This window comes from Bradyrhizobium sp. WSM471 (assembly GCF_000244915.1).
GTDB lineage: Bacteria > Pseudomonadota > Alphaproteobacteria > Rhizobiales > Xanthobacteraceae > Bradyrhizobium.
In genome coordinates, this window is record NZ_CM001442.1 from 6,215,006 (window position 1) to 6,235,325 (window position 20,320).

The 20,320-nt window shown below is 64.7% G+C and carries 18 protein-coding genes; 7 read left to right on the forward strand and 11 right to left on the reverse strand.

All coding sequences use genetic code 11. The annotated features are described in order from the left end of the window. Positions 1-323: 323 nt before the first annotated feature. Both BRA471DRAFT_RS28255 and BRA471DRAFT_RS28260 read right to left on the reverse strand, forming a co-directional pair. Complete coding sequence (locus BRA471DRAFT_RS28255; RefSeq protein WP_007613582.1) at positions 324-1,910, reverse strand: DHA2 family efflux MFS transporter permease subunit; 1,587 nt, start codon at positions 1,908-1,910, stop codon at positions 324-326. Between the two features lie 210 nt (positions 1,911-2,120). Beyond that, the gene (locus tag BRA471DRAFT_RS28260) at positions 2,121-3,440 is read right to left on the reverse strand and encodes an HlyD family secretion protein (RefSeq protein ID WP_007613584.1); all 1,320 of its coding nucleotides are present in this window, start codon (positions 3,438-3,440) and stop codon (positions 2,121-2,123) included. Between the two features lie 196 nt (positions 3,441-3,636). Between BRA471DRAFT_RS28260 and BRA471DRAFT_RS28265 the strand changes: the two genes are divergently transcribed. The 4 genes from BRA471DRAFT_RS28265 (at position 3,637) to BRA471DRAFT_RS28280 (ending at position 5,999) form a co-directional block, all read left to right on the forward strand. Then, entirely contained in the window at positions 3,637-4,272 is a 636-nt protein-coding gene (locus tag BRA471DRAFT_RS28265; protein WP_007613585.1) for a TetR/AcrR family transcriptional regulator, read from the forward strand. 44 nt (positions 4,273-4,316) lie between these two features. Beyond that, positions 4,317-4,652, forward strand: a complete 336-nt coding sequence (locus BRA471DRAFT_RS28270; protein ID WP_007613587.1) for a DUF6665 family protein — start codon at positions 4,317-4,319, stop codon at positions 4,650-4,652. 555 nt (positions 4,653-5,207) lie between these two features. Further along, complete coding sequence (locus BRA471DRAFT_RS28275) at positions 5,208-5,606, forward strand: response regulator (protein WP_007613589.1); 399 nt, start codon at positions 5,208-5,210, stop codon at positions 5,604-5,606. A gap of 15 nt (positions 5,607-5,621) precedes the next feature. Further along, a complete protein-coding gene (locus BRA471DRAFT_RS28280; RefSeq protein WP_007613591.1) occupies positions 5,622-5,999 on the forward strand; it encodes a response regulator in 378 nt (125 codons plus the stop codon). Between the two features lie 36 nt (positions 6,000-6,035). Here BRA471DRAFT_RS28280 and BRA471DRAFT_RS28285 read toward each other — a convergent pair whose 3' ends face one another. The 7 genes from BRA471DRAFT_RS28285 to BRA471DRAFT_RS28315 form a co-directional block, all read right to left on the reverse strand. Next, the gene (locus BRA471DRAFT_RS28285; RefSeq protein ID WP_007613593.1) at positions 6,036-6,764 is read right to left on the reverse strand and encodes a Crp/Fnr family transcriptional regulator; all 729 of its coding nucleotides are present in this window, start codon (positions 6,762-6,764) and stop codon (positions 6,036-6,038) included. Between the two features lie 47 nt (positions 6,765-6,811). Then, on the reverse strand, positions 6,812-8,191 hold the full coding sequence (locus tag BRA471DRAFT_RS28290; RefSeq protein WP_035975194.1) for an amidase family protein: 1,380 nt from the start codon (positions 8,189-8,191) through the stop codon (positions 6,812-6,814). A gap of 62 nt (positions 8,192-8,253) precedes the next feature. Further along, complete coding sequence (locus tag BRA471DRAFT_RS28295) at positions 8,254-9,264, reverse strand: ABC transporter substrate-binding protein (RefSeq protein WP_007613596.1); 1,011 nt, start codon at positions 9,262-9,264, stop codon at positions 8,254-8,256. A 29-nt stretch (positions 9,265-9,293) separates the two neighbouring features. Next, a complete protein-coding gene (locus BRA471DRAFT_RS28300; RefSeq protein WP_007613602.1) occupies positions 9,294-10,133 on the reverse strand; it encodes an ABC transporter permease in 840 nt (279 codons plus the stop codon). Then, positions 10,130-11,428 carry a M20 family metallopeptidase gene (locus BRA471DRAFT_RS28305; protein WP_007613604.1) on the reverse strand — a complete coding sequence of 433 codons (1,299 nt, stop codon included), beginning with the start codon at positions 11,426-11,428 and terminating at the stop codon, positions 10,130-10,132. Before BRA471DRAFT_RS28305 ends, BRA471DRAFT_RS28300 begins: the two co-directional genes overlap by 4 nt. 320 nt (positions 11,429-11,748) lie before the next feature. Further along, positions 11,749-12,939, reverse strand: a complete 1,191-nt coding sequence (locus BRA471DRAFT_RS28310; RefSeq protein WP_007613618.1) for an extensin family protein — start codon at positions 12,937-12,939, stop codon at positions 11,749-11,751. Between the two features lie 306 nt (positions 12,940-13,245). Next, positions 13,246-14,094 carry a DUF2147 domain-containing protein gene (locus tag BRA471DRAFT_RS28315; protein WP_007613620.1) on the reverse strand — a complete coding sequence of 283 codons (849 nt, stop codon included), beginning with the start codon at positions 14,092-14,094 and terminating at the stop codon, positions 13,246-13,248. 194 nt (positions 14,095-14,288) lie between these two features. On the opposite strand from BRA471DRAFT_RS28315, the gene BRA471DRAFT_RS28320 reads away from it, so the two are divergent. Both BRA471DRAFT_RS28320 and BRA471DRAFT_RS28325 read left to right on the forward strand, forming a co-directional pair. Next, a complete protein-coding gene (locus BRA471DRAFT_RS28320) occupies positions 14,289-15,077 on the forward strand; it encodes a DUF2147 domain-containing protein (protein ID WP_007613621.1) in 789 nt (262 codons plus the stop codon). A gap of 272 nt (positions 15,078-15,349) precedes the next feature. Next, positions 15,350-16,819, forward strand: a complete 1,470-nt coding sequence (locus tag BRA471DRAFT_RS28325) for a FecR domain-containing protein (RefSeq protein ID WP_035975200.1) — start codon at positions 15,350-15,352, stop codon at positions 16,817-16,819. A gap of 185 nt (positions 16,820-17,004) precedes the next feature. Here BRA471DRAFT_RS28325 and BRA471DRAFT_RS28330 read toward each other — a convergent pair whose 3' ends face one another. Both BRA471DRAFT_RS28330 and asd read right to left on the reverse strand, forming a co-directional pair. After that, a complete protein-coding gene (locus BRA471DRAFT_RS28330; RefSeq protein WP_007613623.1) occupies positions 17,005-17,568 on the reverse strand; it encodes an NUDIX hydrolase in 564 nt (187 codons plus the stop codon). 67 nt (positions 17,569-17,635) lie between these two features. Next, entirely contained in the window at positions 17,636-18,499 is an 864-nt protein-coding gene (gene asd / locus BRA471DRAFT_RS28335) for an archaetidylserine decarboxylase (RefSeq protein ID WP_007613624.1), read from the reverse strand. A gap of 35 nt (positions 18,500-18,534) precedes the next feature. On the opposite strand from asd, the gene BRA471DRAFT_RS28340 reads away from it, so the two are divergent. Further along, positions 18,535-20,199, forward strand: coding sequence for an aminotransferase class III-fold pyridoxal phosphate-dependent enzyme (locus BRA471DRAFT_RS28340; RefSeq protein ID WP_007613625.1), 1,665 nt, complete (start codon positions 18,535-18,537; stop codon positions 20,197-20,199). The last annotated feature ends 121 nt before the right edge of the window (positions 20,200-20,320 follow it).

Genomic DNA, 20,320 nt, shown 5'->3' on the forward strand with positions numbered 1-20,320 from the left:
CATACCGAGCCAGAACATCATCGAGCGCGGGCGTGCGATCTGCGAATGCGACGAAATCATGCAAATCCTCCCGGTTCGATGGAATGAGCTGCGCTTTATAGATGTGTCATTGGTGATTTGCAACGGGGCTCGCGCGAGATCACGCACGAGTGTTGCAAATTGGTGCGAGGTGCCTTGGCCCGCGTCGCCGCCGGCTCAATCTCCACCGTCATGCCCGCGAAGGCGGGCATCCAGTACGCCGCGGCGCCTCGGCTCCATCACAGCCTTCTCGGAATACTGGATCGCCTGCCTTCGCGGGCGATGACACCGAATGAGTGGCTGGCTTAATGCGCGTCGCCGCTGGCGCCGAACGGCGAGGCTGGCCTCTTCAACAATGTGACGAGCAGGGTGAGGCCGAGATAGAACAGCGTCAGGATGAAGAAGGCATCGCCGAAGCCCATCACCACGGCCTGACGATGCACGAGTTGGCTGAGCTGCTTCATCGCCATCAGCGTGGAATCGCCAAGCCCCTGAAACTTCTGCATGAACATGGTCAGGGTTTCGGTCGCGGTCGCGTTGCCCCAGGTCACGCGCTCCTGCAGGCGCGTGATGTGCAGGTCGGTGCGGTCGTTGAGCACGGTGTTGATGACGGCGAGACCAACGGCGCCACCGAGATTGCGCATCAGGTTGAAGAGGCCCGAGGCGTTCTTCACCCGGTCCGGCGCAAGCGTACCGAGCGCGATGTTGTTGGTCGGCACCATCGCGAACATCATGCCGATGCCGCGCAGGATCTGCGGAATCAACAGCTCGTAGAAATCGTAGTCGCGCGTGATCCAGGTCATCTGGTAGGAGCCGAGCGCGAACACGACGAGCCCGAACGCGATCATGTAGCGCATGTCGTACTTTGCCATGAGGCGGCCGACCACCGGCGCGACCAGGAACATGGTGATTCCCGAGACGAACATGGTCTCGCCGATCATCAGCGCGCTATAGCCGCGCACTTCGGCGAGATAGCGCGGATAGATGTAGGTCAGGCCGTAGAGGCCGATGCCGATGCAGAACTGAAGGACGCAGCCGATCGCGAAATTGCGGTTGGAAAAAGTGCGTAGATTGACGATCGGCTCGGCCGCGGTGAAGACGCGCCAGAAGAAGGCGATCGCCGAGATGCCGCAGATCCAGGCGCAGATCGCGACCGAGGGGTCCTGCATCCATTCATATTGCGGGCCCTCCTCCAGCACGTATTCCAGCGTGCCCAGGAAGCCGGCCATGAACAGCAGCCCCCACCAGTCGAAACGATCGAGCAATTCGAAATGCGGCTCGTCGAAATCGACCAGCGCCAGCACGCCGATGGTGATACCGATGCCGGGCACGATGTTGATGAAGAACAGCCAATTCCAGGACATCAGGTCGGTGATGTAGCCGCCGACGGTCGGTCCGATGGTCGGCGCCAGCGTCGCGACGAGCCCGATGATGGGACCGACGATATGGAATTTGGTGCGTGGGAAAACGGTATAGGCCGAGGCGAACACCGTCGGGATCATGCCGGCGCCGAGAAAACCTTGCAGCGCGCGCCAGAGGATCATCTCCTCGATGGTGGTGGCGAAGCCGCAGAGCAGGCTCGATGCGGTAAAGCCGGCCGCCGAGATCGCGAACAATAGCCGCGTGCCGAAGGCGCGCGACAGAAATCCCGACAGCGGAATCGCGATCACTTCGGCGATCAGATAGGCGGTCTGGACCCAGGAGACCTCGCTGGAGCTTGCCGACAGGCCGGCCTGGATTTCACTCAGGGATGCCGAGACGATCTGGATGTCCAGGATCGACATGAACATCCCGAACACCATGATGATGAAAGCGAACAGCCGCTTCGGCGCGATGCGCTCCGAAGCGGGGTCCGCCATCATGGCAGGTGAAGCGGTCGTGGCGTTCGCCATGGTGTCAGCTCTGATCGCTGCAAGCCGCGGGGTTGGTGCACCTCTCCCGCTTGCGGGAGAGGTCGGCGCGGAGCGCCGGGTGAGGGCTCTCTCCGCTTGGGGATTGTCCCGTTGCGGAGACACCCTCTCCCCAACCCTCTCCCGCAGGCGGGAGAGGGAGCGCAGCGTCGTTCGGGGCTGGAGTGCTGCCAAGCGCCATCGCCAGCAATCCTACTGGGGATGGATCATGGTGGCGTCGTCGAGATCGACCTCGCTGTCGGCGTCGGTCGCGCCCTTGTTAGTGTCGACCGTCGCAGTGACCGACATCCCGGCTCGGAGCAGGTTTTGCTTCGCGACCGACTTCGGCACGCGGATGCGGACCGGCACGCGCTGCACGATCTTGGTGAAGTTGCCGGTGGCGTTGTCAGGCGGCAGCAGCGTGAATACCGAGCCCGAGCCCGCCGCGATGCTGTCGACGACGCCGGAGAACTTGCGCATGCCGTAGGCGTCGACCTTGATCGTCACCGGCTGGCCGGGGCGGATGCGCTTGAGCTGGGTCTCCTTGAAATTGGCGTCGATATAGACGTTATCGAGCGGCACCACGTTGCCGAGCCGCTGGCCCACCGCGACGAAATCGCCGGCACTGACGAGGCGGTTCGAGAACGTGCCGTCGACCGGCGCGCGCACCGCGGTGAAGGCGAGATCACGCTCGGCCTTGGCCAGCGTGGTCTTGAGCTCGGCGAGCTGCGCCTGCGCTTCGGCCTGCTGCGCCTTGGCGACGTCGACATTGCTGAGCGCGACATCGTAGGCGGCCTGCGCAGCCTTGACCGCGGCGGCGCCCTGGTCGCGTCCGGCTTCGGAGCTCTCGAAGGTGGCGCGCGAGGCAAACCCCTTGTTGCTCAGCGCCTGCTGGCGCTCATAATCGAGGTCGGCGCGCTTGAGGCCGGCTTCGGCGGAGACGAGCTGCGCCTTGGCCTGTGCGACCTGGCTGTCGAGCGCCGCGACCTGGCGGCCGATGCGATCGATGGTGGCCTGCTGGGTCGCGATCCTGGTCGCGGCGGCGTCGACCGCGATCTTGTAGTCGCCGTCGTCGATACGGAAGACGATGTCGCCGGCGCGCACCGTCGTGTTGTCGCCGGCGAGGATCGAGGAGACGTGGCCGGCAACGCGCGCGCCCAGCATGGTGTTGTTGGCGCGGACATAGGCGTCGTCGGTCGCGACGTAGAAGCGGCCGACCAGCGTGTAATAGCCGGCATAGCTCGCGGCCGCGAGCGCCAGAAGCAGCCCTACTCCCATCATCACGAATTTGCGCTTGCCGGACTTCGGCGCGCCGGCGGCGGCGGGCGCGTCTGGGGCTGCGGCCGGCTTGTCGGTCACGGGCGTCTCCGGCGCCTCGCTGGGGCGGCGCTTGGTTTCCTCAGCCACATGAGAGCGCAACTGCTCGGCGAGAGCCACAGACGTCTCGGTGGCAGCGTCACCACCCGCGGGCGCCGGCGTCTCCACGGCGTCCGGGCGAAGGACGCGCGCAGCCTGGTCTCTCACTACGGCCATGAAGGCCTCCCCAAAAAAAAGCGCGAAGAGGGACAACCGCCGTACGGCCGGTTCCCTCTCGCCTATCCCAAATATCATTGACCGAACGGTTCGGTCAATATAGATAATATTCCCGGTTGGACCCTACTGGCCCGAATCCTTTATTTCGGTTTCATGATCCTGGACCGATGCAAAAACTTGCCGAGACCCTGAACCAATGGTTGTAGCCGGCCGCGAACATCTGCACGTCATCCAGGAGGAGGACAGCTCCAAACGCCGCCAGATCCTGGACGGAGCCCGCAAGGTGTTCATGGATCTCGGGTTTGACGGTGCCAGCATGGGCGAGATCGCCCGCGCGGCGCAGGTCTCGAAGGGGACGCTTTACGTCTACTTCGCGGACAAATGCGCGCTGTTCGAAGCCATCCTCGAGCAGGAGGCGCTCCAGCACGGGCAGGTCGCGTTCAATTTCGATCCGGCACGCGATGTTGAAACCACGCTGAAGGATTTCGGCCGGGCCTACAACCGTCTGCTGTGCCGGCCCGGCGGCGGATCGGCGATCCGCACCGTGATGGCGATCGCCGAGCGCATGCCCGATCTCGGCCGCCGCTACTATGCGCGGGTGCTGGACAAGTCCATCAACCGCCTCTCCGACTATCTCAAGGCCCAGGTCGCCACCGGCGATCTCGCGATCGACGATTGCGATTTGGCGGCGTCGCAATTCATGGAACTGTGCAAGGCCTCGCTGTTCCTGCCCTTCGTCTTCCAGGCTGCACCCGCACCGTCGGAAGAGCGCATGAGCGAAGTCGTCGACAGCGCGACGCGGATGTTCCTGGCGGCGTATCGGGCGAAGTAACGGCACGCGTTGCACGCCGTTCCGTCGGTCCTATATTGGGGCTCATGTCCCGTGATCTTCGCCCGCCGGTCGATATTCTCCATTACGAAATTGTCCAGGAACAGGCCTCCGCGCTCGGACGGATGGGCCGCACGCTCGAACAGGCGCTCGCGCGCTTGCGCGAGTTCGACGCCGCCCATGCCCTCCCCGAGGTGCCGGCCGCGATGCAGCCGGCCAGGCGCAAGCTGGTGCTAGAAGCCGGCCACGCACTCTGGATGTTCGTGGTGCAGCGTGAGGCGACCGGCCTGCGCGACAGCCGCCACATCATGCGGACCTACAATGTCCCGGCCGAGGTGCAGCTGTGCATGGGCCTGGTCCCGGCACCGTCCAAGTCGGCGTGAAAATGATTTGCTACGGCGCCCGGCGCTAGGGCGTGCACTCAGTGAGCTGCTGGTTGAAGCGCCACACGATGGGGCATCCGACACTTAGCTGACTTGGAATGATTCAAGGGCCGAATATTCGTTCCGAGTTCGGTATAACAGTGCACGAGCCTGATAAAAGGACCTCAACTCGGGGCTAGGCCAGCTGAGGTCCTCCGTGTGTCGGCAACACGTCGTCGAGGCGTGGTCGCGAATAATCCTCAACTTAAGAAGTGGCTGTTCTTCCCGGCATCAGCTCAAGTGCAGGGAAAAATAGGCCCCAGCTCGCGGGGGGCTTGGGGGGCATTGAGCTGGGGCCATTGGGGTCACCCTTGGGGAAGGGTATCGGGAAAACTTGGCAATGTCAGGAATGTTCCTGCATTAAATTTCGAAGAGAAATTGGTGCCGCAGGCGGAATGGCACGTACTAGTCTGAGTGCCGGGTGTCGCTTGAATTGGTTCGCTTTTCGCGTTCCGTGAATGGAACAAAGACCCTTGTGTGCACTTTGTAACGTTGCGGGTGAAGCAGGGGGAAGATGTGAACACCACGGAACTTCCATCCATTCTGTTGATCGAAGACGAGGATACGATCCAACTTATCGTCGAAGAGGCTCTCTCGGAGGGAGGCTTTCAAATCGCGACCGTGAAAACGGGCGAGGAAGCCGTCACGCTTCTGAAGGGTGGTCAGCCCTACCGAGCTCTCGTCACCGACGTCAATCTGCTGGGTCGCCTTGACGGCTGGGAAGTCGCGAGAGCCGCCCGTGAGATCGACCCGCACTTTCCCGTGGTTTACATGACAGGCGGCGCGGCCGATAAGTGGCCGGTACTCGGTGTACCAAACAGCATTCTGCTTCAGAAACCATTTGCGCCTGCGCAAGTCGTTTCGGCTGTTTCTCAGCTCCTGAACGCGGTCTCGCAGCAGACGGGTCCCGCCTGAGAAACGGCGATATCCGTGTCTGCTTCAGTTCTCCTCATCGAAGATGAAGCCCTCATCCGAATGATGTTGGTTGAGATGATTGAAGAGGCGGGTCATTCAGTTGTTGCGGAAGCGGGTAACGTCGCCAAAGGTGCCGTTCTAGCGACGGATGCTGAGTTCGATCTCGCGATCCTGGACATCAATCTCGGCGGCGACACCATCGAGCCAATCGCCTCGGCACTTGCGGGACGAGGCAAGCCGTTTTTCTTCGTGAGCGGATACGGATCGTCGGGAGTGCCGGATGCATTCAGGGGCACTCCAGTTGTGACAAAGCCTTGCTTGTTGGCAGAGTTGCAAACCGCCATTGATGCAGCAATGTCGCAAGTGCCGAGCAAAAGCCTGGGGCCGATCTAGCCGATTGCGCCGGCCTGGTATCGTATGAGTACACGCCTAGTCGGTCACCTGCTTGCGGAGCGCGGCGAGATCGTTGACGACCATCTTGGTCGGGCCGGTCCAGATGATGCCGTCGTCCTGGAGGCGGCTGAGGATCAGGCTGATCGACTGGCGCGTCGCGCCGATCATGCGCGCGAGATTGGCCTGCGTGATGCGGCCGAGCGAGATCGGGCCGCTCTCGTCCTGGGCTGCGTTCTCGCACAGCTTGACCAGCAGCAGCACCAACCGTTCCGCCGCCTTCTGTCCCGCCAGCGTCTGCGCCAGCATCGAATAGGTCTCGCCCTTGAAGCCGAGGCACTCGATCAGCGCGATGGCGAACGACGGCGACTGCGCGATCAACCGGCGCACCGCGTCCTGGTCGAGATGCAGTGCCTCGACCCGCCCGAGTGCGCGGGCCGACCAGCTGTGGCGATGATCGCCGAGGATATAGGGCGCGCCGACGAAGTCGCCTGCCTCCCAAGTCGACAGCATCAGTTCGCGCCCCTGCGTGCCGGCATGGGTGCTTTCGACGATCCCGTTCAGGATGATGTGGACGCCGTTTGCGGGCTCGCCCTCCCGCAGCAGATATTCGCGGTTCTGGTAGGTCGCGAGCCTGCCGGTTCGCATCACCAGCTCCAGATCGGGCTTGTCCAACGCCTTCAGCACATAACGTCCGGTCCCGGGCCGTGACAGTTCGGCGCGCGGCTCAGCTGGATCGGCCACCTCATGCGCATCGCTGCGCTCCACGATCGGTCTCCCTTCGAGTGACGGCTCGAAGGCTAGGAGGTCTCCGCTCAGATTGCAACGCGGCGCAGATGTTCTGGCTCGGCCGCAGCCTCCGTGAAAGCGCAAGCCAGATCGGTGAGCAGGCGCTCCCGGCCGGCCGGTGCCAGGAACGTGACGCCATAGGGCACGCCGGCTGCGGTGACGGCGTTCGGAACGGCGATGGCGGCCAGGCCCAGCGGGTTGGCGTAATTGGTGTAATAGCCGTTGTTGAAATTGGCCGTCAGCGGATCGCGCGCGACGTCATCGATGCTCAGCACGGTGCCGACCGTCGGCACGACCAGCGCATCGTGATCTTGCCAGAAATCGCGCAGCGATCGCTGGACCTCCTTGACCTTGTAGAGCGCACGATAGGCGTCGGCCGCCGTGAACTTCCGGCTGCCGATGACGAGGTCGCGGACGATCTTCACGCCCGCGTCCGGGTTGGCGTCGAGGAATGCGCCGACCGAGACGTCCCGCTCGGCGAGGAAAGGTCCGAAAAACATTAAATCGTTGACCGAAATGAACGGCGCGAAATCGACCGATGCGACCGACAGATCGAGCTGCCGCAGCTTGCGCAGCCCATCGCCGAACAGCGCCTCCGTCTCTGCATTGCCGAAGAAGCTGAGCTGATCCGGACGCGGCGTTGCGATGTTGAGGGGCCGCGCCGGAGATGCCTGCTCCGTCCATCCGGCGAAATCCACCGGCGAAAAACAATCCTCGGCATCGCGCCGCGCCAACACGCGATAGACGTCGTGACCATCGCGCGGATCGCGCGTGTAGAGCGAGACGGTATCAAAACTGCGGCAGGCGTAGACCATGCCGCGCTGACTGAAGGCGCCGGGCGCCGGCTTGAAGCCGGTCACGCCACAATAGGACGCCGGCACCCTGCCCGATCCGCCGGTATCGGTGCCGAACGCAAAGGACGAGGTGCCTGTCGCGACCGACACCGCGGCGCCCGAACTGGAGCCGCCGGGGATGTAGTCCGGATTGTGCGGGTTGCGGGCGATGCCATAGGGCGAGCGCACGCCGACGAGGCCGGTCGCGAACTGGTCCATATTGGTTTTGCCGAGATAGATCGCGCCGGCGGCGATGGCGTCGGCGACGACCGGGCTCGTATCTTTCGCGGTGTAGGCGAATTCCGGGCAGGCCGAGGTGGTCTGCTCGCCGGCCACATCGATACAATCCTTGACCGAGAACACGAGGCCATAGAGCGGCAGCTCGCCGATCTCGCCAATGCGCGCATCGAGCGCGCGGGCCTTTGCCATGACGCCGTCGGGATTTGCCGTCGAGATCCAGACGCCGCTCTGGTCGGCATCCTCGAGGCGCGACAACACATGCGCGGCGACGTCGGACGGCTTGAGCTCCCCGCTGCGGTAGGCGGCACGGAGGTGGCGAGGTGCGAGATTCATGTCGGTCACGTGCTTGCGGGAATTGGCAATGTGCCGGCGGGACAAGCCCGCCGGCACCGACCCTAGCGGCCGATCACCTTCTCCAGATATGCGGGCTGGATGAAGGCTTCGAAGTCGGCGCGCGGCAGCAGCTTCGGCAGGCGCTCCTGCTTCACCAGGAAATCGGCGGTCGAGATCAGCGTGTCGACGAACTTGCCCTTTTTCGCGGATGTGCCGAGATACTCCTCCGTGAGCTGCTTGTTGCAGGGGACCATCCCGGTGCCCTTCATCATTCGCTGCGCGTCCTCGATCGGAAGCGAAAGCTCTTCCGCGATGATCTCGGCCGTCTTCTCCGGGTTCTTCAGCCAGAAATCGATGCCTTCGCATTCGGCCTTGATGAACTTGTCGACGTAGGACGGATACTTTTCCGCGAACGCGTTCATGACGACGCCGATGTCCCAGGTCGGGTAGCCGCGCTTGGCCATCTCGCCCGAGGTGACGAGGATCTTGCCGCCGTTCTTCACAGCCTTGCCGAGATTCGATTCCCAGAACCAGGCCGCGTCGATGTCGCCGCGAAGCCAGGCCGCCGCGATGTCCGACGGCGCGAGGTCCAGAATCTTCATCGAGGCGGGATCGACACCCTCGTCCTTGAGCGCCTGGAGCAGGAGGTAGTGTGTCGTGGAGCCGAACGGCGCCGCCACCGTTTTGCCCTTGAGGTCCTTGAGCGAGGTGATGTTCTTGTCGGTGCGAACCACCAGTGACTCGACGTAGTCGAGCATGTTGATCACCAGGATGCCCTTGATCGGCAGGGCGCGCGTCGCGCCGATCGCGGTCGGCGGATTCCCGAGGCCGCCGAAATCGACGTCGTTGCCGGCGATCGCGCGCAGCATGTCGCCGCCGCCGCCGATCTTGACGTATTTAATGTCGACGCCCGGCATCTCCTTGGCGAGCAGGCCAAGATGCTTGGTGACCAGCTGGGCATTGACGAGGTTCAGATAGCCGACGGTCACCTTCGCCGGCTTGTCCTCGGCGCGGACTGCGGCCGTGAGCGCCAACGTGGTAACCGCGAGCGTCGCAATCAGTCTCTTCATCATGGAGGTCTCCCCTACGATTAGAATTGAATTCAGGCCCACGGCATCAACAGTTTCGCGATGCCGCGCATCATGAGGTCGAGCACGACGCCGGTGAGACCGAGCACGATCAGCCCCATGATCACGACGTCGGAGAGCAGGAATTTTGCGGCGTCCCAGATCATCCAGCCGATGCCGGCGGAGGCCGCGACGATTTCGGCGGCGACGAGAACGGTGTAGGTGAATCCGAGCGAGATGCGCATGCCGGCGAGAATCAGCGGTCCCGCCGCCGGCAAATAGACGTGGAAGAGCAGGTGGCGCCGGGTCGCGCCGAGCGACTGGGCGGCGCGCACATAGACCGGGTCCACGCTGGTGACGGCCTGGATCGTCGAGATGACGATGCCCGGCAAACCGGCAAGAAACAGCAGCGACAGCTTCGAGCTCTCACCGATGCCGAGCCACATCACCAGCAGCGTATAGAGGCCGAGCGGCGGCAGGGGCCGGTAAAACTCGATCAACGGATTGAGCAGCGCGCGTGCGTTGCGCGACACGCCCATGAGGACGCCGAGCGGGATGCCGATCAGGCAGGCCAGCGTGAAAGCCGTGAGGATACGATAGAGGCTTGCGCCGAGATGCTGAAGCAGCGTCGCGCCTTGATATCCCTTCGTCATCGTCTTGACGAACGCGGCCCAGACCGCCTGCGGCTTCGGCAGGAACAGCTCGTTGGCCCAGCCCATCTCCGTGACGATGGCCCAGCCGGCCAGCAGCACGGCGACTGTCAGCGTCGAGAGCAGCACCGATCGCGAGACCTTCGGAAGCCGCAGCCGCAAGCTGCCGCGTCGCGTGCGATCCGGCGAGATTGGAATCGTCATGTGGGTCGCCTCGACGCTCATGTCCGCACTCCCAGGATCTGCATGATGGTCAGCGCGTAGATCCGCGTCGCCATCACCGACTTGGTGATCGAGATGTTCTCGTTGTCCACGGCCCAGCCGTCTTCTCCGGGACCGAACGTCACCGCATTGATGCCGGCTTCGCGGAAGCGGATCGTGTCGTTGAAGGCGTTCTTGCGGTTGACCCCGGGCTCGCGGCCCATCAGACGCCGGTAAACCGCCCGCAACGAGCGGCAGGGCTCCTCCTCGACCGGCACCGGTTCGGTCGCGTTGACGAACAGCGAGCCGGGCACCTGGCGCACCTCGACCTTGACGTCGTTCACACCCGCAAAAGTCTCCCGTCCGAGACGCTCGATGTCCCCAATCACGCTCGATAGCGTCATGCCGGGCACGATGCCGACCACAGCGAGCGTGATGGTGCAGGCATCCGGCGAGAACTGCATCTCGCCGGGCAGGCCGGACCGAATACGCACCACGGCGCAGCAGGGCGGCGTGTGTCCCATGAACTTGCTGGGGACATGCGTGAACGCCATGTCCTTCAGTTTCGGCAACAGCTTCGCCGCTTCCATGATGGCGTTGACGCTGATGTCCGGTCGCCAGATGTGCGACTTGATCCCGTGAACGGTGAGCTCGATCAGGCAGTGGCCGGAATTGGCCACCGACAGGTTCATGCCCCAGTCCGTGTTGACGTCGCCCCAGGCGGTTGGCTCGGCGGTGATCTCGTAGTCGGCGGTCAGGCCGACCTTGTTCAGCATGTAGATGGAGCCTTCGGTGCCGTTCCGCTCCTCATCGACGGTGTAGCAGCACATCAAGGTGCCATCGAACTTCACACCCGCTTCGGTCAGGGCCTGCACTGCGAGCAAGGATGCAGCGAGGTTTCCGCGCGTGTCGGACGTGCCGCGCGCATAGAGCAGATCGCCGTGGCGCGTCGCCTTGAACGGATCGAAATCCGTCATGTGCCATTTCTCGGGCTCGACCGCCGGATAGGTGTCGAGATGGTCGTTGAGAATGAGCGAGGGGCCGCCGTCCCGTCCCTTCAGCACGCCGAGCACGTTCGGCCGGTGCGGCTGCGCGCTGTGCTTGGTGACCTCCATGCCGAGCGCTTCGAGCTTGCCCGCGACCAGCATCGAGATCGCCTCTTCTTCGGCGGGCGGCAAATCGGGATCCAGCGGATTGCCGGAACGGGGCTGGCCGGTGCGGATCAGCTCGGACGCGAGTTCAAGCCAGCGCTCCTCCGTGATGCGCGACAGCACGCGCTGTTCGAGATCCGAATAAGGAGGGGTGACAGGCATCTGCATGACGGGATCCGCTGGCTCACGGCGCCGGCAGCGCCGCTTCGTGGCAGCCTCCTCATTGCAGCGACTGTGCCAACTGCCGAAAACGCCCGCGGCAGCACAATTGTCTTTCTGACTTCAATGGCTTAGGCGAGATTTGCGTGTGCGCAAATTTTTGCGTCCGAGATGCGCTCTGCCGAAGACGCGGCGTCCGCTGAACAGGCAGGGCTCAGCGCGAGGCCGGCCGGCGTGGGGTCGTAGTCCGCATGGAGCGAAGCGGAATGCGGGAACGCCGTCCCTGGATTGCGCTTCGCTCCATCCAGGCTACGCATCGTGCGCAAGCCTCAATCGTCGGCGTACTCGTCCTCTTCGTGTTTTCGCGCCATGCTCTTGCGCGTACCCAGCGAGCCGGTCACGGAGGGATCGCGCGCATTCGCATAAGGATTGCGCCCGCCCGCCCGCGCGGCGACCTCTTCGCCGGAGACGGCGGCGGGCTGGCAGATCAGTCGGCGGCTGGCGCGGCGCATCAGATCGACGTGGATGTGATCGTAATGATAGACGTTCGAGCCCGGCGCCAGCACCGTGGTGAAATGCACGCACGCGCCCGACTGCACGTCGCGCAGGAAGCCCTGCTCTTCCGGCATGCCACGCCAGCCATCCTTCACGGTAACGCGGCGGCCGTCGGCGAGCACGAAGGCGGCGATGTCGAGCGCATTGCCGAAGGCGTGCTCGGAAATATGGGCGTGCGAATTGCCGTTCATGCCGCGGCAAGAATAGGCGGAGATCTGCTTGATCTCCGCGACGCGGGTGCCGAACCAGCGCATCGCCGAGGGCTGCACGGTGTCGGCGAGCCAGCGGTCGAGCTCGGAGACGATCGGACAGGCCAGCGTCGCAACCGGCTTGATCGCAACGGGGCCTACGGCGGTGACGGGATCGCCCCGTGCCGGACCAAGACGCGGCGGCGGTTGCTGCGCGGGCGCCTGCGAGTACGGCGCCGGCCGCGCCGGATAGCTCGGCGCATTCATGTAGCGCGACGCGCCCACCGCATCGGTGCCCTCGGGCGGCAGATCGATCTCGTCTTCCTGCTGCGCCACGCCGGGTGCGTTCAACGACACCGGGCCGGACGGCGCGCCATAGCCGGACGGCTGTCGCACCGCGCTCTCGGGATAGTTCGAGCGTTGCGGATAGCTCTGGCTTTGCGGGTAATTCGATCGCGGCTGCGTCACCGGCCAGCGCGGCTGGCTGCCGACGTTCCCGGGCGGTCGCAATTCCTCGTCGGCAAAGCCGTAACTGCTCGAGCCTTCGCCGAGGGCGGCGACCTTGAGCGGAAACTCGGCGCCGCACATGCCCGGCCCGGAGATCGGGTCGATGCGGACGAGATCCGGCCCCTCTTTCACCGCGCCTGATTTCAGGCATGCGGCTTCGGCCTCGGCCCGCCACGGTTCACGTTCGGCCTGAAAGAAGCCGCGGCCGCAACCCGCTAACGAAACAAGGACGATGGAGCCGACGAGATACAAACGAACTCCGCGCGTCATGCACGCACGTTCGGTGAATTTACTTAAAGACTCTTCAACGTGTTGATTTCAGTATTCTTTAACCATGTCAGCCCGCGCCGGCAGGAGCGCCTGCCGGTGACGAGTGACAGCAAGGCTGACTTTTTCGAAAAGAGACTTTCTGTTAACCATGACGCTCTCGCGCAAGGCGGCGCGACAGCGGGAGCGACCTCATGACGTTCGCCGGGAGACTGAGCGTTATCATCGCGTACCTCGCCATGGCCTTTGTCGGCGCCATCGTGCTCGGCATGATCTAGCGGCTTCAGCCGGAGGTACCGAACGCTTCCCTTACGACCGCGCGCTCCATTGCCGCGACGTCGTGATCAGCTTCTCCGGCCGCTCTTCGGCGCGCGTCCAGTTGTTGCCGGAACACCAGAAGTGGCCCAGTGCGCAGGCTTCGACGTGAAGCTTGCCGGAGTTCTTCAGCGTCATCCTCGCATAATAGGTGCTGCCGCTCGAGCGGCTGTAGATGTTGCCGGTCCAGACGTCGTGCGTTTTCGGCTTCATGTTGACAAGCACGCTCTCACCCCTGGTCGACGCTTCAGTCAGCGCGAAGCCGCACAGTGCCGGTCCACAGCGTTCGATGCGGACCGTGCCCTTGGCGCCTGCGCTCTCCCATTCGCCGAGCGGCAAATAGGCCTGCTCATCGTCACCGCGCTCCGGGCTCGCCACGGCCTGCTCGAGCTCCGGCCTAGGCGCGACGACCGGCGCCTCCATGCGCGGCAGATCGAGCGCGACGATCTTCGGCGGATCCATCCGCGGTAGCTCGACCCGTGGCGGATTGGAGCTTGCGGCCTGCGGCGGGACAATTGGCTGCGACGTCGTTGCGGCAAGGACAGGAGCCGCCGGCGCCGGTGGAGGCGCGACCACAATGGCTTGCGCCGGCCTGACCGGAGCCACGGGATAGAGCGGCTGCGGCGGCGGAAGCACCGGCGTCGGCGCCGGTGTCGTATCGACGTTCGGCCGAAAGCTGCGATGGGAGGAAACCGAGACACAGGAAGCCGATCGGCAATTCCTGGGCGACTCGACCTGGAATCGATGACCGCCGATCGAGAACGCGTAGGAGCCGGCCTCGGCTGCGGGCGCAATCGCCATCAGCGCGATCAATGTGCCAAGCGAAGTCACAAGCCGCATCATCGGCGCCTCCCTCTGTGTGGCGACGAGCTTACCCGGATGGAATCGCGGCTGAATGTGCGCTGCGTCACCCATCCGCGGCGAGCCGTTGTGACGTCTATCACAGAACGTCCGACCAGCCCGGCGTAGGGTCGAACCACGCTTCACCCACCCGCGACTTCAGTCCATCGGGACCCACACATTCTTCGGAGGTTGTCATGAACAAGCTCACCATCGCCGCCACTGCCCTCTTCCTCGCGTCCACCGCCGCCGCGCATGCCGGCAATGCGATCTCGTTCCAGATCGAAGGCCAGCACATCCGCATCGAGACGCCGCGCAACTGCGCCTCGCTCAATTGCGTGACCATCGTGGCGCCGGGCCTCTCGGACAAGCCGATCAAGCTGAACAACATCAACCTCAAGGGCTTGGGCTCGAAGGACGATGACATCGACACCACGCCGGCTCCGGCTCCGGCCACGACCGCGCAGCCCGCGCCGGCTCCGGTGCAGCAGCAGCCCGTGCAGCAGGCCCCCGTGCAGGCGAACGCACCGGCAGCGCCCGCTATCGCGGCACCAAGCACGACAGTTGCCGCTGCTCCGTCCGCCGGCTACGACGCCACGACACAGACCGCGCCCGCTGCAGCTCCCGCTCCGGCTCCCGCTGCTGCGCCCGCGCCGGTCGCGGTTGCTCCGGCCCCGGTGCCCGCCGCGCCTGTCGCAGTTGCCAACACGCCGATCGGCGTCTGGGCCACCGAAGAGAACAAGGGCAATGTTCGCGTCGAACAGTGCGGCGTCAATCTCTGCGGCTACGCCGCGAAGACCAACGAGCGCATCCTGATCAACATGAAGCCCGACGGCGCGAAGTGGAGCGGCCGCATCCACGATCCCGATTCCGGCCGCAACTACGACTCGACGATCGCGATGAAGGGCCCGAATGCAATGCGCGTGCAGGGCTGCGCCTTCGGCGGCATGTTCTGCGGCGGCCAGACCTGGAAGCGCGTGAGCTGAAGCCAAAGGTGTCGTCTCCAACACATCCGCATTCTTCGTCATGCCCGGGCTTGTCCCGGGCATCCACGTTCTTAGTCCCGCGCTTCAAGGCGTGGATGGCCGGGACAAGCCCGGCCATGACGGTGGGCAGGCTTGGCCACAAGCTAGCATCGCGTACCGTTTGAACGTTCACCGCCGCCGTGCGATAGACATTCATCCGCCGTTCACCTGCATCAGGATGATATCGGTCGATCTCGCCTCGCGTTTCTCACCGGGACCTCCTCGTGACTTTTATCGTGGCCTGGCGCCGCTTCTTGTTCGCGCTTGTGCTGCTGGCGTTGCCGGCCGGCGCGAGCGTTGCGTTCGCATTCGATGCGATCGAGCTTGCGCAGGCGCAACCACAAGCGCAGCCGTCGCCCGCCCCCTCGCCGACGCCATCGGCTTCACCCGCTCCCGCGACCGAGGCGCAGCCCGCCGCCGTCGACCCGATCGGCAACGTCGCGACGGTGACGGGCATCGCGACCGTGATCCGCGACAAAAATTCCTATCCGCTGCGGGTGCGCGACGACATCTATCTCAACGACGTCGTGCAGACTTCGTCGAACTCCTCGCTCGGTATCACCTTCGACGACGCGACCACGTTCAACCTCTCCGCAAGCACGAAGATCACCATCGACACTTACGTCTATGAAGACGGCGGCAAGCACAACGCAGGCATTTTCGACATCGGCAAGGGCACCGTCGCCTTCGTCGCGGCGGCGGTGGCAAAGACCGGCGACATGAAGATCACGACGCCGACGGCGACGCTCGGCATTCGCGGCACCACGGGCGTCGTCGACGTGCCGGAAGGCGCGGCCGCGAACAACGCCAACAACGTAAACATCAAGCTCTATCCCGACGCCGACGGCCGGGTCGGACACATCGACGTCGACGACCGCACGAGCGGGACGCGGCTCGGCGCGCTGACGCAAGGCGCGAGCGGTTTTGCGATCCGGCCGGGCGCCGCCGCTGCCGGCGTTATGCGCTTTGCCGCGGTGCCGATCACGATTCCCGCACAGCAGATCGCGCGCGACCGCGGCTTCGTCAGCCAGGTGCATCTGGCGCAGACCACGGGCCGGCAGATCGTCACCGAGCAGCGCGACTTCCGGCGCGCCAATCCGACCGCGAGCCCGCGCATTCCGCGGCCGTTCCAGCCGCCGCAACAGCAACAATTGCGGCCGAACACGGCGCCAGGACAACAGCCGCAACAGCCGCAACAGCCGCAGCGGCCGAACGGTCAGCCCGGTCAGAACAACCGTCCAGGCCAGCAGCAGCCGGGCGCGCCAGGCCGTCAAGGCGCCCAGCCGCCGCAGCGGCAGGGCCAAGGACAGGGTCAAGGCGGCGCGGTGCAACCGGGGACGCCGCGCGCGGGTCAAGGTCAACAGCAACAAGGCCAGAAGCAAGGCGCGGGACGTCCGGCGGGCCCACCGCGCGCCGGTCAAGGCACGCAGCCTGACGGCACCCCGCAAACCCCGCCGCGACGCGGTGGACAGATTCCGACGCAGCCCGGCGGAGTCGCGCCGCCGCAGCCGGCCGGAACGCAACCGCAGCCCGCTCCGCAGCCGCAACTGCCGCGCACCGGCATGCAGCCCGGCCAGCCGCCCGCTGCTCAACAGCCGGGCCTGCAGCGCCCGGGCGGATTCCAGCAACGTCTCCCCGCCGCACAACGCCCCGCAGCGCCGCGAAGGCCAGCGCCAGCTCCAAAGGAGAAGGAGCGGCGATAGAACGCAAAGTGCGCCGACGATGTCCGTGCGCTCCCTCGCCCCGCTCTTGCGGGGAGAGGGTTGGGGTGAGGGGCTGCCTCCGCGAAAATAGTGACAGAGAGACTCGCGGAGAATCCCCCTCACCCGGAATTCAAGCTGTGCTTGAATTCCGACCTCTCCCCGCAAGCGGGCGAGGTGAAGAGAACTCACGCCTCGCCGCGCAGCCAGGCTTTCATCTTCTGCAACAGACCGTGCCGCAACTCGCCCACCGAGGCCGCTTCAGCCGGTGTCAGTGTCTGCAAAGCTGCGTCGACCTCCTTGATTGCCAGCGTCGGCTCGGGCGCGGACGACGATGCAAGCCCCGCCGCCGCAAGCGCGATCGGGCCAACCTGGGTCAGGAACACACGCTCGTACTCGCGCGACAGGCGCGCGAGCGCGTCTTCCAGCGTCAGCCAGTCGACTGCCTTGATGTCGTTCATCAGCTTGCGGACCGGACCGTCCCCGGCCTCCATCCGCCAGAAATGTACGACCTTGGAACGTCCGCCCGACTGATAGACGAGCGTGCCCAAAAATTCGTGGATGGCGACCTCGTGACCGGTCTCTTCCAGCACCTCGCGATGCGCGGCTTGCTTCGGCGTCTCGCCGTCGTCGAGCTTGCCCTTGGGCAAAACCCATTCGTTGCGCTTGCGCTGGCGCACGACGGCGACCAGCGGCGGCGCCCCCCGCCGCAGCACAATACCACCCGCCGCCATGACCGGCGCCCGTGCCATCACCCAATCCGTAGTCGTAGAAACGTCCCCACCGACGATATAGGCGGCCGACGCGGCGGATTGAAGGCTAGTTTTTTCTCAGCAACGCTTGACCCGCGCGAATGCGCGTGCCTTCGGCGATGCCGTCGCAGAAGGTGAAATCGCCGGGCGCAAGGATGATGATGGTCGAGCCGTGCTCGAACCAGCCGAGCTCCTCGCCCTTGCTCACGTTGACGTCGCAGGGAAAATTGACCGGCCCCCTGGTCTGCGCATTCAGCACCATGTCGAGGAAATGCAGACGGATGCTTGCGACCAGGATCGCGGCGACCGGGACCAGCGTCACGGCTTCGCCAGTTGATAGACGCGTGCGGATCACCGCGCGTTCGTTCTTGCAGAAGAGACGCTCAACCCGCTTCAGCGCGATCGGGTTGACGTTCCAGACGTCGCCATGGATCAGCGTGACGCGCTCGATATGTGCGTCAAAGGGCGCATGGAAGCGATGATACATGCTCGAGGTCAGCCGCAGCGTGACGAAGGAGCCGTTGCGGTGCTGGTCGACCAGCACGGAATCGCCGAGCAGATCGAGCAGCGAGTACGGCGCGCCCTTGACCTGGAACAGCTCGGTGTCGGCGATCCGGCCGTGAGCGCCGACGATGCCGTCGGACGGACTGGCGACAATCGAGGGGTCCGGATCAAAGGGCCGCAGGCCGGGCTTGAGCTCCCGGGTGAAGCAGTCGTGCAGACTCCTGAAATGGGTCTTGCGCGCCTCCGACAGATCGAGATCGGAGAACAGCTTCCACAGCGCGATGGAGCCGTCCCGCACCAGCGGGTTCTCGATCTTGGAGAACCAGCCCATGAAGCGGGTCAGCGCGGCGCGGGGGATGCGGTTGGTCAACAGGAAGTTGAGGTCTTCCTGCTGGGTGAAAGAGGCGATGAGGGCTTTGACTGTCATGAATCTGTCAGCTCGCAGTATTAGCGCTTGTTGTCATGGAAACGACACTCCCGATTCTTTCTCTGTCCGTGGCCGCCGCAGCGTCCGCTGCCGCCGCCTTCCCGAAGATCAAGGCGCGGATCGCATTGTCCCGTGCCAAGCACCGCTCGCTCGCCGGGCACTCCAAGATGTCGCGCCGCGTGGCCAGGCTGCTTCCGTTCTACGAATTCGAAGGCGATGCGTACTTCGCCTGCGACGGCGCGCCGGCGAACATCGCAGGCCTGCGCAAGGACGGCTTCTTCCGTCTCGCGCGACTCTACGCCGAGCGCTACCCCAAGGGCCGCGCGATGACGAAGGAAGCGGCGGAAAAGATCTCCGACCTGCACTTCACCGAGACCTACCGCGTGCCGTTCCAGTTCTCGCGTCTCGTTCGCGAGCATTTGGGCACCTCGACCTTCGTGGAGTCCTCGCGCGGCGTCACCGTCACGGATGTCGACGGCAACACCTCCTATGACCTCACGGGGTCCTACGGCGTCAACATCTTCGGCAACGACTTCTACAAGGAATGCATCGAGGGCTCCGAGAAGCGCGCGCACGCGCTTGGACCGGTGCTCGGCCCCTACCACCCCGTCATCCTCGATAACGTGGCGCGGCTGTGCCAGATCTCGGGCCTCGACGAAGTGTCCTTCCACATGTCCGGCACCGAAGCCGTGATGCAGGCGGTGCGGCTTGCGCGCTATCACACCCGGCGCACCCATCTCGTTCGTTTCGCCGGCGCCTACCATGGCTGGTGGGGCGACGTGCAGCCCGGCGTCGGCAATCCGATCATCGCGCACGAGACCTACACCCTCGCCGAGATGTCGGAGAAGACGCTGCACGTGCTGCGGACGCGCAAGGACATCGCCTGCGTGCTGGTCAATCCGCTGCAGGGGCTGCATCCGAATGGCAACGCGCCCGGCGATTCCTCGCTGGTTGATTCCTCCCGCGGCGGCAATTTCGACCGCGCCGCCTACACCGAATGGCTCAAGAAGCTGCGCGACGTCTGCACCGAGCGCGGCATCGTGCTGGTCTTCGACGAGGTCTTCGTCGGCTTCCGTCTCGCCGCCGGCGGCGCGCAGGACTATTTCGGCGTGCGCGCCGACATGGTGACCTACGGCAAGAGCCTCGCCGGCGGCCTGCCGGTCGGCGTGGTCTGCGGCAGACGCGAGCTGATGCGCCGCTTCCGCGACGATCGTCCCGCCGACGTCTGCTTCGCCCGCGGCACCTTCAACTCGCATCCCTACGTCATGACGGCGATGGACGAGTTTCTGAGCCGGCTCGCCAGCCCGAACTTCCGTGCCGTCTATGAAGGGTTGGATGAGACCTGGAATGAGCGCGCGGAAAAGCTCAACCGGATGATGACGGAGGCCGACCTGCCGGTGCGGTTCGCAAACTTCTCGTCGATCTGGACGGTGAAATACACCACGCCGTCCCGTTACAACTGGATGCTGCAATATTACCTGCGCGCCGAAGGCCTGTCCCTGAGCTGGGTCGGCACCGGCCGGCTGATCTTCAGCCTGAACTACACCGATGCCGACTTCGCCGAGGTCGCCGAGCGTTTCGTCCGCGCGGCCGAGAAGATGAAGGCCGACGGCTTCTGGTGGCACGATGGCGTCCTCACCAACAAGACCATCAAGCGGCAGATCCTGAAAGAGATGCTGGCCAAGCGCTTCGGGCGCTGAGGCCAACTCCGCCGATGGCGTCGTTGCCGGGCGCAGCCGTCCGAAGGACGGCGTCGCTTCCGCTCGCCTATGCCCGGCCATCCACGCGCTTCTGCGCGAGAGCTCCAACACGTGGATGCCC